We start from the raw sequence: 16,703 nt of genomic DNA, 5'->3' as shown, positions 1-16,703 counted from the left end.
GCGTGCACCTACTCATAAGCCGCTTCCGTCCACCAGGTCCCGGCCTCGCAGCGCAGCAACCACGCGCTGCCGTCCTCCGCCACCAGCTGGAAGCGCGCCACCGGCGTCGACCCCTCGGTCTCCCACCACTGCTCGTCGGCCTGCCAGGGGCCCGCCCAGGAGGCGATCTTCCGCCAGCCGTGGGCAGCGCCGGGGTGGCTGGGCCTGATCAAGACCCGAAACGGCTCCGCGGTGACCTCGCCGCGGTCGGTGACCGCCACCGGGTGGCCGGTGCCGTCGACCACCGAGGTCGCCCACGGCTCGGGGAAGACGCGGGTCGGCGCCGGCGGCGGGACACTGCCCGGCCAGGGCAGGTCGGGGGGACGCAGCCCGGTGGGGCGCTCGCCCCACGGCACCAGGGCCTGCCGGTCCGCCGGGGACCGGCCGCCCTGCCGGACCGGGATCAGCACGGCGTCGTACCCGAGCATCGCCTGCACCCGTGCGACACCGCGGTCCACGCGCTCGTCGGTGCCGCCGCCCCAGAGCCCGTCGGCGTGCGCGGCCGCGGGTTCGACGGTCTCCGGCACGAACCGGACCAGCCCGACCGGCGCTCCCAGGACCGCCCCGCTCGGGCTCGCCCGGAGCTGCCAGTGCACCCGGTCGACGAGGTCCGCGGCGGCGAACCAGCGCGAGTGCACCCAGGTACGCCGGGAGAGCAGCGTCCGAGCCGCGTCGTCCCCCTCCGCCTCGACCAGGACCGCGGTGCACACCAGGCCGCGCTCACCGAGCCGGGCGACGAACTCCTCGGCCGTGCGCCGGACGCTGAAGCCGACCGCCTCCACCGAGGCCAGCGGCGGCTCGAACGGCACCTCGGCGACGAGGTCGGGCGGCGGCTGCCGGGTGGCCGGCTGCACCGGGTCGACGCCGCGAGCGAGCCGGTGCACCTTCGCGCCGAGGTTGCCGAACCGGGTGAGCACGTCCCGGGCCGGCAGTCGGGCCAGGTCCCCCAGGGTGGTGATGCCGAGCCGCTGCAGCAGCCCGACCAGGTCGGGGTCGTCGAGCACGTCGACGGCCAGGCCGCGCAGGAACTCCGCCGACCCGCCCTCGCCGACGACCCGCCAGCCCTGCACGGCGGCGAGGCGGGCGGCCTGCTCGGCGGAGAACAGGTCGTCGGCGATGCCGATCCGGACGTCGCGCACCCCGATCCCGACGAGCTGCTCGGCGATGACGGCCGCGGCGTGCTCCTCGCCCCCGTAGAACCGGCCGGGCGACCGGATCGCCAGCATTCCCGGCCGCAGCGGCGCGACCCCGGGCCGGAGCGCCTCGACGGCGGCGAGGACCGGCTCGAAGGCGCGGACGTCGCGGTCCGGGTTGTCGGGGAGCAGCACCAGCTCCGGGCAGCGCGCCTGGGCGTCGCGGCGCCGCATCCCGCGTCGTACGCCGGCCTCGCGGGCGGGCTCGTTGCAGGCGACCACCGCGCTGCGGGTCACCACTGCGACCGGGACCGACGCAGGCACCGCGGCGCCGGTGGTGTCCGGCTCGCCGTCGGCGAGGGCGGCGACCACCGGCCAGTCCGGGCACCAGACCACGAGGGCGCGCATCAGCCCGCCCCGAGGACGATCGGCGACCCGAGGTCGGCCGCGTCCGTCGCGACCGGGCGCAGCCCCCCGCCGGCGGTCAGCTCGAGCTCGGTACGCCGGACCGGCGCCGCGCCGCGTCGTACGCCGACCACGATCCGGCGGTCGCGGAGCCGGCCGTGGCCGCGCTCGGCCCCGGTCCAGGTCGACCGCTCGACCTCGAGCCGCGCCTCGCTGCCGGGCCACCGGCCGAGCACCACGAGGACCGTGGAGCGTTTGCGCAGCCGGGCGGAGATCCGGCTCGCGGTCCGTTCGGTGACCCCGGGCGGGGGCTGGAGCAGGACCACCGTGACCACGTCGACGAGCGCCGCCGTCGCCTCCAGCCAGTGCTCCCCGGGGTCGGGGACGAGGATGGTCCGGGTGAGGTCGACCCCGGTCTCGGCGGCCGCCTCCACGCCGAGGTCGCCGGCCCCGACGACGGCCGTCCAGGAGCCCTCCTGCGACGGAGGCGCGAGCAGGGCGAGCGCGAGCGCGGCGCTGTCCACCTCGTAGGCGGAGCCGGTGCGGAGCTGGAGCAGCCCGGCGAGGGCCGGGTGGGTCACCACCGGGATCCGCGGGACCCCGTCCTGCATGCCGGCGATCCGGTCCTGCAGCTGGCGCAGGGTGTCCGCGCGCGCCCCGCCCGACCCGTCACCGGGACGGGAGTCGGCGAGGGCGATCGGACCGGGCATCTCCCCATGATCGAACACATGTTCGATCGGCGTCAATCCCGGGTCAATCCCGGGTCAATCCCGGGTCAATCCCGGAGCCGGGCCGTCCTGGTGGGAGTGGACCGGCCGCGGAGCGGGCGAGCGCCGGCGGGCTGCCAGTGCGACCGCTCGTCGGTGGTGGCGAGGTCCACCGACGCCTGCGCGACCAGGACCAGGCCGGGGACCTCCTTGGCGCCGTCGCAGAGCCGGGCGGCCGAGTTCACCGAGTCCCCGATGACGGTGTACTCGAACCGGGACTCGTCGCCGATGTTGCCGGCGACCGCCTCGCCGGTGGCGACCCCGATCCCGGCGCGGATCTGGGAGACCTCCACCTCCAGCCGGGCGGCGATCCGGCGGGCCGCCGCGAGCGCGGCCGTGGGGTGGTCCGCCAGCGCGACCGGGGCACCGAAGATCGCCACCGCCGCGTCGCCGATGAACTTGTTGACCAGCCCGCCGTGCGCGTCCACCTCGGCGACCACGACGGCGAAGAAGTCGTTCAGCGTGCGGACGACCTCCTGCGGGTCGCGCGCGTTCGCGTACGTCGTCGAGCCGATCAGGTCGATGAACAGCACCGAGACCACCCGGGTCTCCCCGCCCAGCTCGACCCGGCCGAGGGTGGCTCCCCGGGAGGCTGCGGCGGCGACCTCGTGACCGACGTGCCGGCCGAAGAGGTCCCGGATCGCCTCCCGCTCGCGCAGCCCGCGGGCCATGTCGTTGAACCCCGCCTGGAGCTGGCCGAGCTCGGTGCCGTCGAAGACCGCGACCTGGGCGTCGAACTCGCCGGCCCGGACCCGGTCCAGCGCGTGCCGCACGGTCGTGATCGGGGCGACCACCGAGCGTGCGTTGAGCACTGTGATCAGGAGGCCGAAGACGAGTGCGATCGCGGTGAGCACGAGGGCGGTCACGGCCAGCCGCTCGACGGAGATGTCGTCCGCGGTGAGGGCGAGCAGCGCGGCGATCGACAACCCCGCGACCGGCGCCGCCGACCCGATCGCCCAGAACAGCAGCATCCGGCCCTGGACGCCGACCTGGCCGGTGAGCTCGACCGGCCCGGCCTCCAGGGCCCGCGCGGTGAGCGGGCGGAGCGCGAATTCGCTGAACAGGTAGGCGATCCCCGAGACCATCAGCCCGGTGATCGCGATCGCGAAGCCGGTCCCGAGCGCCCGGTCGGTCTGCAGCACCACGGCCTCGGCGGTGAACACGACGAACCCGCCGGCCCAGAGCAGCCCCTGGATCAGGGTCAGCCGCAGCGGGATCCGCAGCGTCCGGCGTCGTTCGGCCTCGGTCGGCTGCCGCTCGGCCAGCGCCCAGGCGGCGGCGCGCAGGCTGCTGACCGTGCCCCAGACCCCGCCGACGACGACCGCGGCCGCGACGTAGACCGGGATGCTGATCGCCAGCGCCACCCAGCTGGCCTGGTTGACCGCCTTGGTCGGCAGCACGAAGACCGAGATCACCAGGACGACCGCGGCGCCGATCAGGTGCGTCGTCACGAGCAGCACGGTGAGCAGCAGCTGGAGCCGCGTCCGCAGCCGCTTCGGACCCTGCTCGACCGGCCCGAGGAGCACCGACCCGAACGGGGCCTCGCCGGATCTGCTCACGCGCGGATCATCGCACCCGCGCCGGGGTCAGATCGCGTTCTTGCGGATCTGGTCGCCCAGGGCCGGGCTGATCGACTCCCAGAAGCTGACCCAGCCGGCGACCAGCGGCGTCACCCGGCGCGACCGGGAGACGGCGGCGTCGCAGACCACCGTCGCGGCCTGGTCGACGGTGAGCGCCGGCACCCGTCGGTAGAGCTTGGTCGGGGCGATCATCGGGGTCCGGACCAGCGGCATCCGCACGTTCGTGAAGACCACGCCGTCGTCGAGCACCTCGCCCTGCACGCAGTCCGACCAGGTCTCCAGGGCCGCCTTGGAGGCGGCGTACCCGGAGAAGCGGGCGGGCCGCAGCACGGCGGCCCAGCTGGAGATGTTGATGACCTGGCCGTGCTCCCGCTCGACCATCCGGGGCAGCAGCCCCATCGTCAGCCGGACGGCGGCGAAGTAGTTCAGGTGCATCGGCCGCTCGAAGTCGTGGAACCGGTCCGCCGAGTGCTGCACCTTGCGCCGGATCGACATGCCCGCGTTGTTCACCAGGACGTCGACCTGCCCGTGCCGGTCGAGGACCTTGGTGACGAGGGCGTCGATCTGGTCGAAGTCGGTGAGGTCGCAGGACTGCACGTACGCCTCCCCGCCGGCCGCGGCGATGTCGTCGGCGACCTCGGTGAGCAGCTCCTCGCTCCGGGCGACCAGCACCACCCGGGCACCGGCCGCGGCGAAGCGGACCGCCGACGCGCGCCCGATCCCCGACGACGCCCCGGTCACCAGCACGACCTTGCCGCCGACCGCCCGGCGCAGCGCCGCCAGGCCGTCGTGGTCGCCCGGTCGGGGGACGGCGCGGGACAGCACGCTGCGCGAGCTGATCGGGGTCGCGCCGAACGCGTTCGCCCGTCGTACGACGGCACGGGTGACGCCCTGCGGAGTGAGATCCATGCGCACAGCGTGTGGGCTGCCGGCCCGCCGCGCAAGAGCCGCCCTCAGGCCGGAGCGTCGACCCGCAGCTCGGCGACCGCGGCACCGGGCATCGGGACGAACGAGCGGCCGACCAGCAGGACGCCGTCGTCGGCGCCGACCCGGATCCGCCGGACCGGTCGGGGCCCGACCCGGCGGGCGCCGACGACGAGCCGCCGCGGACGCGGATCGGCGGCGAGCCGGCGCCGGCTCTGGTGCAGCGCACGCAGCGGCTCCAGCCCGAAGACCTGGTCGGCGGTGACGAAGCCGACCTCGGCGATCCCAGCCCGGGAGACGCGCAGCCCCGGCCGGTACCCGAGCGAGGCGAGCAGCTCGTAGGCCCCCACCGCGACCGCGTGGGTGGGGGCGCGCAGCACCACCTCGCCGCCGTCGGTCACCCGGCCACGCACGTCGAGGAGACCCGCGAGCAGGTCCCGGCGCTGCTCCTCTCCGGCCCGCAGGTAGCAGGCCGGCAGGTGCTTGTCGTCGAGGACCTCCAGCCGGCGGAGCCGCGCGGCCAGGTCGCCGGCGCGGCGGCCGGACCCGACCGGGACGGCGATCCAGTGCCGCACCCCGCCGAGGTCGTGGCTCGCGGGGAACGCCCGGGCGCCGCGGACGCGCAGCCGGGCGACCACCGCCGGGGCGACCCCGGTCAGCGACGGTCCGCCCTCGATGCCGGCGGCGAGCCAGGCGCCGAGCAGGTAGGGGTCGAGCGGGAGCGTCCGGTCCGGCAGCCGCACCGCCGGGGCGACCCGGATGCCCAGCACCGCCGGACCGAGCTCGGCCAGGGAGCCGGCCACCTCCAGGGTGGGCCGCCGGGTCGGCACCAGCGCCGAGCGCGGCAGGTCCCGGCGGTCGGTCAGCCAGCGCTGGTCGACGTCGGCGACGATCCGGTCGCCGGTCGACAGCTCGACCTCCAGGCACTCCTGGTCCGGCAGCGGCTCGGACAGCTCGGTGACCAGCACCGGCCGTCCGCAGGAGCCGAAGACGGTGTCGCCGACCTGCAGCGCCGACAGGGCGGTCATCCCGGTCGGGGTCGGGATCTCGGTGCTCGTCTCGAGCGCGCCGACGACGGGGCCGTCGGGCACGAGATCGACGCGGCGTCGGGGCATGGCGGGACTACTCCTGGGTCCTGAGGGGGGCGGTCAGCGCTGGCCGTCGGCGCGCGCCGGGTACAGCGCGGCGACGGTGATCTCGAACGGGACGCCGTCGTCGCCCTGCTCGGCGCGGCTCTCGCGGTCGGCGTGGACGAGCGCCGCCAGGCCGTCGCGGAACGGGCCGGCGTAGGTCACCGTCCCGGTCTGGGGGTCACGGCAGACGACGACGTGCGGCAGGTCGATCTCCTCGCGCGCCGCCTCGCCGACCGCGCGCGCCACCAGGGCGTGCAGCGCCTCGTCGGGGATGTCCGGCCTGCGGTCGTCGTCCGCGTCGCGCATCGGTGCCTCCGTCCGCCGGCCCTCGGCGGCCGTGCGTAGTCGTCACCTGTACGACGCGAAACGGCACCCGCTCATCACGCGGAGTCGGTCACCGATCTGCGGCGGCCTCGACCAGGGCGGCGAAGACGCCCGCCCCCGCGCCGTGTCCCGGGGTCACCTCCGGGTGCCACTGCACCGCGAGCCGGAACGGCTCCCCCGGCGCCTCGATCGCCTCCAGCAGCCCGTCGCCGGCCCACGCGACCGCCGCGAACCCGGGGTGCGTGCGGACCGACTGGTGGTGGTGGCAGCGCACGGTCACGCCGGTCCCGCCCAGGACCTCGTCGAGCCGGCTGCCCGGCTCCACCCGCACGGCGATGTCGCCGTAGCCGTCTCCGCCGGGGTTGTGCTGCTCGTGCCCGACCAGGTCCGGCACGTGCTGGTCGAGGAAGCCGCCGGCGTGGACCGCCATCACCTGCATGCCGCGGCAGACGCCGAGGACCGGCAGCCCGCGGGCGTACGCCGCGTCGAGCAGCGCCAGCTCCCAGGCGTCCCGGTCCGCGCGCCACCGCACCGTCCGCGGGTGCGGCTCGGCGTCGTACCGCTCCGGCTGCACGTCGGCGCCGCCGCTGACCACCAGGCCGTCCAGGCGCGCGACCACGGCCGCCGCCGCGGCGGCGTACGGGAGCGACGGCGGGAGCAGCACCGGGACGCCGCCGGCCGACTCCACCGCCCACGCGTAGTCGCTCGGCAGCAGGTCCGCCGAGGTGTCCCACACCCCCCAGCGCGCCTGCTCGCGGTACGCGCTGAGCCCGATCAGCGGAGGCATCGGATCACAGCGGGGTGACGTAGGCGCCGGAGATGCCGCCGTCGACCAGGAACGTCGAGGCGGTCATGAACGAAGACTCGTCGGAGGCCAGGAACAGCACCGCGTTGGCCATCTCCTCCGGCTCGCCGAACCGCCCCATCGGCACGTGCACCAGCCGGCGCGCGGCCCGCTCGGCGTCCTTGGCGAAGAGCTCCTGGAGCAGCGGCGTGTTCACCGGTCCGGGGCAGAGCGCGTTGACCCGGACCCCCTGCCGGGCGAACTGGACGCCGAGCTCGCGGGTCATCGACAGCACGCCGCCCTTGGACGCGGAGTAGGAGATCTGCGACGTGGCCGCGCCCATCACCGCGACGAACGACGCGGTGTTGATGATCGAGCCCCTGCCCTGCTCGAGCATGTACGGCAGCGCCGCCTTGCAGCACAGGTACACGCTGGTCAGGTTGACCTCCTGCACCTTGCGCCAGGCGTCGAGGTCGGTGTCCAGGATCGAGTCGTCCTCCGGGGGCGAGATCCCGGCGTTGTTGAACGCGACGTCGACCGAGCCGTAGGTCTCCTTCGCGGTCCGGAAGAGCGCGTCCACCTCCTCCTTGCTGGTCACGTCGACGTGCACGTACGTGCAGCGCCCCTCTTCCCCGGCGAGGTCCGAGGCGAGGTTCGTCCCGGTGGCGTCGTCCACGTCGCCGATGACGACCTTCGCGCCCTCCTCCAGGAAACGTCGTACCGTCGCGAGCCCGATCCCCGAGCAACCCCCGGTGACGACCGCGACCTTGCCGTCCAGACGACCAGCCATCTGCGTTTCCCTTCCCTAGTCCTGGGCGATGAAGACGTTCTTCTCCTCGGTGAACGCGTTCGGTGCGTCCGGCCCGAGCTCGCGGCCGAGGCCGGACTGCTTGTAGCCGCCGAACGGCGTCCAGTACCGGACCGAGGAGTGCGAGTTCACGCTGAGGTTGCCCGCCTCCACACCGCGGGCGACCCGGAGCGCGCGGCCCAGGTCGCGGGTGAAGATCGAGCCGGACAGACCGTACTCGGTGTCGTTCGCGAGCCGGACGGCCTCCTCCTCGTCGTCGAACGGCATCACCGCAACCACCGGCCCGAAGACCTCCTCGCGCCAGATCGGCAGCGCCGGGTCGTCGGCCAGCACCACCGTCGGCGGCACCCAGAACCCCTCGGCGAACCCGCCGTCGTCCGGGGCCGCACCGGTGAACGCGGTCTCCACGCCGTCGAGGTACCCGGTCACGACCGCCCGCTGCTGGGCGGAGATCAGCGGGCCCATCTCGCTGGCCTCGTCGGCCGGGTCGATCACCCGGAGGGAGCGCACCGCGGTCTCCAGCCGGCCCAGGAACTCGTCGTACGCCGACCGCTGGACGAGGATCCGGGACCGGGCGCAGCAGTCCTGGCCGGCGTTGTCGAAGACCGCGTACGGCGCCGTCGCGGCCGCCTTGGCGATGTCGGCGTCGGCGAAGACGACGTTCGCGCTCTTGCCGCCGAGCTCGAGGGTCACCCGCTTCACCTGGTCGGCACAGCCGGCCATGATCCGCTTGCCGACCTCGGTCGACCCGGTGAAGCAGACCTTCCGCACGAGCGGGTGGGTCACGAACCGCTCGCCGACCACCGAGCCCTTGCCGGGCAGGACCGTGAAGACCCCCTCCGGCAGACCCGCCTCCAGCGCCAGCTCACCGAGCCGGATCGCGGTCAACGGCGTCAGCTCGGCGGGCTTGAGGACGACGGTGTTGCCGGCGGCCAGCGCCGGCCCGAAGCCCCAGCCGGCGATCGGCATCGGGAAGTTCCACGGCACGATCACCCCGACCACGCCGAGCGGCTCGTGGAAGGTCACGTCCACCCCGCCGGCGACCGGGATCTGCCGGCCGAACATCCGCTCCGGGGCGGCCGAGTAGTAGTTCAGCACGTCCCGGACGTTGCCGGCCTCCCAGCGGGCGTTGCCGATCGTGTGCCCGGAGTTGAGCACCTCCAGCCGGGCGAGATCCTCGAGGTGGGCGTCCACCACGGTCGCGAACGCGCGCAGCAGCCGGGCCCGCTCGCCCGGAGCGATGTCGCGCCACGCACCGAAGACCGCGGCGGCCCGCTCGATGGCCGCGTCGGTCTCGGCCAGGGTGGTCAGCGCGATCTCGGCCACCGGGGCCGCGGTGGCCGGGTTGAGGACGGTGTGGGTGTCGGTCATCTGCTCTCTTTCACATGCGTTCGCGGTGCCTCATTGCTTCTCACATGCGTTCGCGGTGCCTCATTGCTTCTCACATGCGTTCGCGGTGCCTCATTGCTTCTCACATGCGTTCGAAGCCGCGGCGCAGCTCCCAGTCCGTGACCGCGGCGTCGAACGCGGCCAGCTCGACGTCGGCCATGTTCGTGTAGTGGTCCACGACCTCGTCACCGAACGCCGCCCGCGCGATCCTCGAAGAGGAGAACGCGTCCCGGGCGTCGCGCAGCGTCCGCGGGACCCGCGGCCGGTCCGAGCTGTAGGCGTTGCCGACCAGCGGCGGCTCCAGCTCCAGACCCTGCTCGATGCCGTGCAGGCCGCCGGCCAGCATGGCGGCCAGCGCCAGGTACGGGTTCACGTCGCCGCCCGGGACGCGGTTCTCCATCCGGGCGCCGGCGCCGTGGCCGACCAGCCGGACCGCGCAGGTCCGGTTGTCCTCGCCCCACGCGATCGCCGTCGGCGCGAACGACCCGTCCGCGAACCGCTTGTAGGAGTTCACGTTCGGCGCGTAGAGCAGGGTCAGGTCCGGCATCGTCGCGAGCACGCCCGCGACGAACTGGTCGTAGAGCGGCGTCCGGGTCCCGGTCGCGTCGTCCCAGAAGACGATGTCGCCGTCGGTGCCGCGCAGCGACAGGTGGATGTGGCACGAGTTGCCCTCGCGCTCGTCGAACTTCGCCATGAAGGTGAGCGACCGGCCGTGCATCGCCGCGATCTCCTTGGCGACCGTCTTGTAGACCGCGTGGTTGTCGGCGGTGACCAGCACGTCGGCGTACAGGAAGCCGATCTCGTGCTGGCCGAGGTTGCACTCGCCCTTGGAGCCCTCGACGTCGAGACCGGCGTCGTACATGGTGTTGCGGATGTCGCGCAGCAGCGGCTCGACCCGGGTGCCGCCGAGGATCGAGTAGTCGACGTTGTACTGGTTGGCCGGGGTCAGGTGCCGGTAGCCGGCGTGGTGGGCGTCCTCGTAGCTGTCCTCGAAGAGGATGAACTCCAGCTCGGTGCCGGCGTACGCGGTGTAGCCGAGGGCGGCGGCCCGGTCGGCCTGCTGCCGCAGGATCCCGCGCGGGGACTGCAGCACGGGGGCGTGCGGGTCCTCCGGTGTCGGCGGCCAGACCAGGTCGCACTGCACCATCGCCGTGGCCGGCAGGTGGGTCAGCAGCCGGATCGTGTCGAGGTCGAGGACGAACTCCATGTCCCCGTAGCCGCGCTCCCAGGAGGTGATCGCGTAGCCGTCGACGGTGTTCATGTCGACGTCGACGCCGAGGAGGTAGTTGCAGCCCTCGGTGCCGTGCTCGACGACGATGTCGAGGAAGTACCGGCCGTGCAGGCGCTTGCCCTGCAGCCGGCCCTGCATGTCGGTGAAGGCGACCACGACCGTGTCGACCGACCCGTCGTCGATCGCCGCGGCGAGCTGGTCGAGCGTCAGGTGCCTGCTGTTACGGGGCTCAGCGTTACGGGGCTCGGCGTTACGGGGCTCAGCGTTGCGGGTCATGGTCCTCCTCGTGGTGCGTGCGGGTTCAGCCGAGCAGTCCGCGCAGCAGGGCTGCCGTGTCGTCGCAGTGCTGCTCCATCGCCCGCCGTGCCTTGGTCGCGTCACCGGCGATGATCGCCTCGACGATGGCGCGGTGCTGGCTGCTGGAGTGCTCGATGTTGACCTCCAGCACGGGGATCGCCTGGAGCATGTCGTGCAGGCAGGACTGCACCTCGGCGACGGCCTCGATCGTCATCGGCGATCCCGTGACGCTGGCGATCGCGAGGTGCAGCCGCGAGTCCGCCTGCCGGTGCGTCGCCGGGTCCTCGGCCCTGTCGACCTCGGCCAGCGAGGTGGTGAGCAGCAGCCTGTCCGCGGCGCTGAGCTCACGGCCGGCGGCGACGTAGCAGGCCCCGGGCTCGACGACCCGCCGGAACACGAGCGAGTCGAGCAGCTCGGTACGACGCCCGGCGATCGTCGAGGACGCACCGGCCGACGGCGACTCCGGCTGGTAGGACACGACGGTGCCGCCGCCGCGCCCGCGGGTGGTGCGCACCATCCCGGCGCTGCGCAGACCCGCGATCGCCTCGCGCAGCGTCGCACGGGAGACCCCCATCCGCTCGGCGAGCTCGCGTTCGGGCGGCAGCGCCGAGCCGTGCTTGAACGCGCCCAGGCGGATCCCGGTCGCGAGCTGCTCCACGCAGCTCTCGAAGGCGTGGTGCCCGCGGACCGGCCGGAGGAGCACGTCACCGAGGGGGCGGGTCGACCCGAGGTGCGGGGTCGACTCCGGGGAAGGAGTCATGGCGACGAGTATCAGGGGACTTCGGCCGAGTCGATCGTCCGGATCGGGCCCTTGAACCAGTTCTTCGCCGAGACCTGCCACCAGATGGTGATCGCGAGCAGGACGCCGAGGAGGACGATCGGCGAGTAGTTGACGAACTTCCACGAGAAGTCGGAGTCGAACGGGTTGCCGCGGGCGAGGTTGGGCAGCATCAGGTAGATCGAGACGATGATGATCTCGGCGACGGCGAGCGGGTTCATCCACTTGTACTTCGCGCCGTTGGTCCACTCGCCGACCTCGAACTTGTCGCCGTGCCGGTACCGCAGCCAGATCGGGATGGCGAAGGAGAGGTAGAGGCCGAGCACCGCGATCGAGGTGACCGCGTAGAACGCGACCGGGATGATCAGCGGCGCGTCCTTGGTGCCCTGGTTCACCTCGACCAGTGCCGGCAGGGTGAGCAGCGCCGCGAGCACGGCCACCAGCATCACCGCGCGGGCCGGGACCCGGTTGGCCGACAGCCGCGACCAGTGCCCGGATCCGGGGACGGCCCGGTCGCGGCTGAACGCGTAGGTCATCCGGGACGCGGAGGTCATGCAGGAGACCGCGCAGAAGAGCTGTCCGGCCGCGGAGATGAAGAGCACCAGGCCCGCCCAGTTCGACCCGAGCGCGGCGTTGAAGATCGGCTGGACTCCGCCGGCGCCGAGCGCGTTGTCGGGCTTGCCGTCAGGCCCGTTCGGGACCGCGAAGACCACGCAGAGCAGCAGGATGTAGCCGCCGATCGCCGAGTACAGGATGGACTGCCAGATGCCCTTGGCCGCGCCCATGGAGGCGCCCTTGGTCTCCTCGCTCAGGTGCGCGCAGGCGTCGAAGCCGGTGATCGTGTACTGCGTCAGCAGGAAGCCGAACGGGATGACCACGAAGAAGAAGAACGCTCCGCTGGTGGACCCGTCGTGGAACCCGGTGTTGTTGATCCGCTCGGTGAAGACGTAGTTGAAGCTCTGGTGGGTGTCCGGGACGATCAGCAGGATCAGCACGATGATCGTCGCGCCGGCGACGTGCCACCAGACCGAGACGTTGTTCATGATCGCCATCAGGTGGCCGCTGAAGATGTTGAGGACCGACGCGAGCGCGAGGACCACGACGAAGATCAGGAAGACCCGCTTCAGCGAGTAGTCCCCGGCGTAGGAATCCGACCAGGTGCTGATCGTCAGGTCGATGAAGGTGGCGCAGCCGTAGGCGACACCGGCGGTGACCGCGACCAGGCCGACCAGGTTGAGCCAGCCGGTGTAGAAGCCGGCGCGCGGCCCGCCCAGCTTGGAGGCCCACCAGTAGATGCCGCCCGAGGTCGGGTACGCCGAGACCAGCTCGGACATGGTGAAGCCGATGATCAGGATGAAGATGCTGATGATCGGCCAGGACCACGAGATCGAGATCGGGCCGCCGTTGTTCCAGCCGGCGCCGAAGTTGGTGAAGCAGCCCGCCAGGATCGAGATGATCGAGAACGAGATGGCGAAGTTCGAGAAACCGGACCAGTTCCGGGAGAGGTCCTGGCTGTAGCCCATCTCCGCCAGGCGCTTCTCGTCGGCATTCATCTGCGGGTCTTCGGTCACGCTCATGACACGTCCCTTTCGCCAACCGGCTCTTGGCGACAGTGTGGTAGGGGTCACATAATGCCGTCAATGGCATGACCTTAGACCTTTAGACAGGTCGCTCGGACGGAAGGCGGAGCCCGTGGCGCCCGTGGCAGAGCCCTCGCCGTGGCGGGACGTCCTCGACCGGATCGACTGGCTCCGCGGTACGTCGTACGCGGTCGAGGAGCTCACCGGCGGGCTCACCAACGTCAACCTCAAGGTGACCCACCCCGGAGGCGTCTGCGTCGTCCGGGTCGCCCAGCACGGCAGCTCGCTGCTGGCCATCGACCGCGACCACGAGCACCACAACTCGGTCGCGGCCGCGGCGGCCGGGGTCGGCGCGCCGGTGCTCGACTACCTGCCGGACCCCGGGCTGATGGTGGTCGGCTGGATCGAGGGCCGCACCTACACCGAGGACGACCTCCGCGCCGGCACCAGCCTCGACCGCGTCGCCGCCGCCGTCCGCGCGCTGCACGCCGGCCCCCGCTTCGCCAACGACTTCGACATGTTCGCCCTCCAGCCGCGCTACCTGGAGGTGGTGACCGAGCGCGGCTTCCGGCTCCCCGCGCGCTACCGCGACTTCGAGCCGCAGACGGCCCGGATCCGGAAGGCGTTCGCGGTCCGCGACGAACCGACCGTGCCCTGCAACAACGACCTCCTGGCCGGCAACATCATCGACGACGGCGAGAAGATCTGGCTGATCGACTACGAGTACTCCGGCAACAACGAGGCCACCTTCGAGCTCGGCGACATCTGGGCCGAGTCCGGCCTGTCGCTGGACCAGCTCGACCAGCTCGTCGAGGCCTACGACGGCACCCTGCTGCGGCACCGGGTCGCCCGCGCCCGGCTGTGGGGACTGATGTCCCGGTACGGCTGGACGCTGTGGGGCTCGATCCAGGACGCCGTGAGCACCTTCGACTTCGACTTCTGGGAGTGGTCGATGCAGAAGTACGACGCCGCGGTCGCCGAGTTCGAGGGCCCCGACTTCGACCGGCTCCTCGACGAGGCGGCCGGCGATGCCTGACACCGCGCCGCCCGCCGGGCTGCCCTCCCGGGCCCGCGTCGTCGTCATCGGCGGCGGCGTGATCGGGACCAGCGTCGCCTACCACCTCGTCGGGCTCGGCTGGACCGACGTGCTGCTGCTGGAGCAGGGCCGGCTCTCCTCCGGGACCACCTGGCACGCCGCCGGCCTGGTCGGCCAGCTGCGGGCCTCGGAGAGCGGCACCCGGCTGGTCCAGTACTCCACCGAGCTCTACGCCCGGCTCGAGGCCGAGGTCGGCCTCGCCACCGGGTACAAGCGCTGCGGCGGCGTGACGGTCGCGCGCACCGAGGACCGGATGACCCAGCTGCGCCGGACCGCCGCGAACGCCGACGCCTACGGCCTCGAGTGCGCGCTGATCGGTCCCGACGAGGCCCGCGAGCGGTGGCCGGTGATGCAGGTCGACGACGTCGTCGGCGCGCTCTGGCTCCCCGGCGACGGGACCGCGAACCCGACCGATCTCACCCAGGCACTGGCCAAGGGCGCCCGCCGGGGAGGCGCCGTCGTCGTCGAGGGGGTGCGGGTGACGGGGGTCGTCGTCCGCGGTGGTGCGGCCGTGGGGGTCCGCACCACCGCGGGCGAGGTGGAGGCGGAGGTCGTGGTCAACTGCGCCGGCCAGTGGGCCAAGGCGGTCGGCGCGACCGCCGGGGTGACGGTGCCGCTCCACTCCGCCGAGCACTTCTACGTCGTCACCGAGGCGATCGAGGGCGTGCACCCGGACCTGCCGATCCTGCGCGACCCCGACGGCTGGACCTACTTCAAGGAGGAGGTCGGCGGCCTCGTCGTCGGCGGCTTCGAGCCCGAAGCGAAACCGTGGGTCTCCCCCGACGCGATCCCGCACCCCTTCGAGTTCCAGCTGCTCGACGAGGACTGGGAGCACTTCTCGGTGCTGATGGACTCCGCCGTGCACCGGATCCCGGCGCTCGCCGAGACCGGGGTGCGCAAGTTCTACAACGGCCCGGAGAGCTTCACCCCGGACAACCAGTTCCTGCTCGGCGCGGCCCCCGAGGTGCGGAACTTCTACGTCGGCGCCGGGTTCAACTCGGTCGGCATCGCCTCGGCCGGGGGTGCCGGCCGGGCGCTCGCCGAGTGGATCGTCGGCGGCGAGGCCCCGATGGACCTGACCGCGGTCGACCTCCGCCGGTTCGCGTCGTTCCACGGCAACAACCAGTGGCTGCGCGCCCGGGTCGCCGAGGTGCTCGGTCTGCACTACGCGATCCCCTGGCCCCACCGGGAGATGACGACGGCACGGCCGTTCCGGTGCTCCCCGGTCCACCACGTGCTCGCGGCGGCCAACGCGTCCTTCGGCAGCAAGATGGGCTGGGAGCGGCCGAACTACTTCGCGCCGGCGGGCCTGGATCCGGGGCCGAATTCCGGGCCGGCGTACACCTGGGCGAAGCCGGACTGGCTGCCGTGGGTCGCCGAGGAGCACGTGAACACGCGCGAGCGGGTGACCGTCTTCGACCAGACCTCGTTCTCCAAGTACGTCGTCACCGGGCCGGACGCGGAGGCGGCGCTGCAGTGGATCTGCACCGCCGACGTCGCCGTCCCGGTCGGCCGGACCGTCTACACCGGCGTCCTCAACGCCCGCGGCACCTACGAGTCCGACCTGACCGTCACCCGGATCGGCGGGACCCGGTACCTGCTGGTCTCCAGCGCCGCGACCACCGAGCGCGACCAGGACCACCTGCGCCGGAACTTCCCGCCGGGCAGCCGGGTCGAGGTCGTCGACGTGACCTCGTCCTACGCCGTCCTCGGGGTGATGGGCCCGCGCTCCCGGGACCTGCTGTCCCGGCTGTCGCGGGCCGACCTGTCCGCCTTCCCGTTCGGCACCAGTCGTGAGATCGACCTGGGACCGGCGACCGTGCGGGCCACCCGGATCACCTACGTCGGCGAGCTCGGCTGGGAGCTGTACGTGCCCACCGAGTTCGCCGTCGGCGTGCACGCCGACCTGATGGCGGCCGGCGCGGACCTCGGCGTCCGGAACGGCGGCTACTACGCGATCGACTCGCTGCGGCTGGAGAAGGGGTACCGCGCCTTCCCGCGCGACCTCAACCCCGACGTCAACCCCGTCGAGGCCGGGCTGCTCTTCGCCTGCAAGCTCAAGACCGACGTGCCTTTCCTCGGCCGGACGGCCGTCGAGGAGGCGCGGGCGTCGGGTGCGCGGCGGCGGCTGGTGTCGTTCGCCGTTCTCGACCCGGAGGCGATGCTCTGGGGCGGCGAGCTCGTGCTCCGCGACGGCGTACCGGCCGGCCAGGTGATGTCGGCCGCCTGGGGCGCGACCGTCGGTGCCGCCGTCGGGCTGGCCTCGCTCTGGGACCCGGCGGGCGGCGCGGTCGACCCGGCGTGGGTGCGCGCCGGGACGTCGTACGCGGTGAACGTGGGTGGGGACGTGCTGCCGATCCGGGTGTCGCTGCGCCCGTTGGTGGATCCGGACGGGGAACGCATCAGGTCGTGAGTCGTGGGGTACGTCCAGCAGC

General features: G+C 72.9%; 14 protein-coding genes. 2 read left to right on the top strand and 12 right to left on the bottom strand.

What is annotated here, in order from left to right:
- Positions 1-8: 8 nt before the first annotated feature.
- From AB4Y76_RS18635 to AB4Y76_RS18580, 12 genes are all read right to left on the bottom strand, one after another.
- Positions 9-1,580 (bottom strand): DNA polymerase Y family protein, encoded by a 1,572-nt coding sequence (locus AB4Y76_RS18635; protein ID WP_441928019.1) that lies wholly within the window; start codon positions 1,578-1,580, stop codon positions 9-11.
- A complete protein-coding gene (locus AB4Y76_RS18630) occupies positions 1,580-2,287 on the bottom strand; it encodes a hypothetical protein (protein ID WP_441928016.1) in 708 nt (235 codons plus the stop codon). Before AB4Y76_RS18630 ends, AB4Y76_RS18635 begins: the two co-directional genes overlap by 1 nt.
- A gap of 65 nt (positions 2,288-2,352) precedes the next feature.
- Entirely contained in the window at positions 2,353-3,903 is a 1,551-nt protein-coding gene (locus tag AB4Y76_RS18625) for an adenylate/guanylate cyclase domain-containing protein (RefSeq protein ID WP_441928014.1), read from the bottom strand.
- Between the two features lie 27 nt (positions 3,904-3,930).
- Positions 3,931-4,833, bottom strand: a complete 903-nt coding sequence (locus tag AB4Y76_RS18620; RefSeq protein ID WP_441928012.1) for an SDR family NAD(P)-dependent oxidoreductase — start codon at positions 4,831-4,833, stop codon at positions 3,931-3,933.
- A gap of 44 nt (positions 4,834-4,877) precedes the next feature.
- Positions 4,878-5,963: a hypothetical protein gene (locus tag AB4Y76_RS18615; RefSeq protein WP_441928010.1), complete on the bottom strand. Its 1,086-nt coding sequence runs from the start codon at positions 5,961-5,963 to the stop codon at positions 4,878-4,880.
- Positions 5,964-5,996: 33 nt separating this feature from the next.
- Positions 5,997-6,287 carry a hypothetical protein gene (locus AB4Y76_RS18610; RefSeq protein ID WP_441928008.1) on the bottom strand — a complete coding sequence of 97 codons (291 nt, stop codon included), beginning with the start codon at positions 6,285-6,287 and terminating at the stop codon, positions 5,997-5,999.
- An 88-nt stretch (positions 6,288-6,375) separates the two neighbouring features.
- Entirely contained in the window at positions 6,376-7,092 is a 717-nt protein-coding gene (locus AB4Y76_RS18605) for a gamma-glutamyl-gamma-aminobutyrate hydrolase family protein (RefSeq protein ID WP_441928006.1), read from the bottom strand.
- A 4-nt stretch (positions 7,093-7,096) separates the two neighbouring features.
- Positions 7,097-7,879, bottom strand: coding sequence for a 3-oxoacyl-ACP reductase (locus AB4Y76_RS18600; RefSeq protein WP_441928004.1), 783 nt, complete (start codon positions 7,877-7,879; stop codon positions 7,097-7,099).
- A gap of 15 nt (positions 7,880-7,894) precedes the next feature.
- Positions 7,895-9,268, bottom strand: coding sequence for an aldehyde dehydrogenase family protein (locus AB4Y76_RS18595; RefSeq protein WP_441928002.1), 1,374 nt, complete (start codon positions 9,266-9,268; stop codon positions 7,895-7,897).
- A 100-nt stretch (positions 9,269-9,368) separates the two neighbouring features.
- Entirely contained in the window at positions 9,369-10,793 is a 1,425-nt protein-coding gene (locus AB4Y76_RS18590) for a glutamine synthetase family protein (RefSeq protein ID WP_441928000.1), read from the bottom strand.
- A gap of 25 nt (positions 10,794-10,818) precedes the next feature.
- A complete protein-coding gene (locus AB4Y76_RS18585) occupies positions 10,819-11,574 on the bottom strand; it encodes a FadR/GntR family transcriptional regulator (RefSeq protein WP_441927996.1) in 756 nt (251 codons plus the stop codon).
- Between the two features lie 11 nt (positions 11,575-11,585).
- Positions 11,586-13,169 (bottom strand): amino acid permease, encoded by a 1,584-nt coding sequence (locus tag AB4Y76_RS18580; protein WP_441927994.1) that lies wholly within the window; start codon positions 13,167-13,169, stop codon positions 11,586-11,588.
- Positions 13,170-13,284: 115 nt separating this feature from the next.
- On the opposite strand from AB4Y76_RS18580, the gene AB4Y76_RS18575 reads away from it, so the two are divergent.
- Both AB4Y76_RS18575 and AB4Y76_RS18570 read left to right on the top strand, forming a co-directional pair.
- Positions 13,285-14,208, top strand: a complete 924-nt coding sequence (locus tag AB4Y76_RS18575; protein WP_441927992.1) for a phosphotransferase — start codon at positions 13,285-13,287, stop codon at positions 14,206-14,208.
- Positions 14,201-16,681 (top strand): GcvT family protein, encoded by a 2,481-nt coding sequence (locus AB4Y76_RS18570; protein WP_441927990.1) that lies wholly within the window; start codon positions 14,201-14,203, stop codon positions 16,679-16,681. Before AB4Y76_RS18575 ends, AB4Y76_RS18570 begins: the two co-directional genes overlap by 8 nt.
- Positions 16,682-16,703: the final 22 nt, after the last annotated feature.

It is taken from the genome of Marmoricola sp. RAF53 (genome assembly GCF_052114005.1).
Classification (GTDB): Bacteria; Actinomycetota; Actinomycetes; order Propionibacteriales; family Nocardioidaceae; genus Marmoricola.
This window is presented reverse-complemented; position numbering and strand designations above follow the sequence as displayed.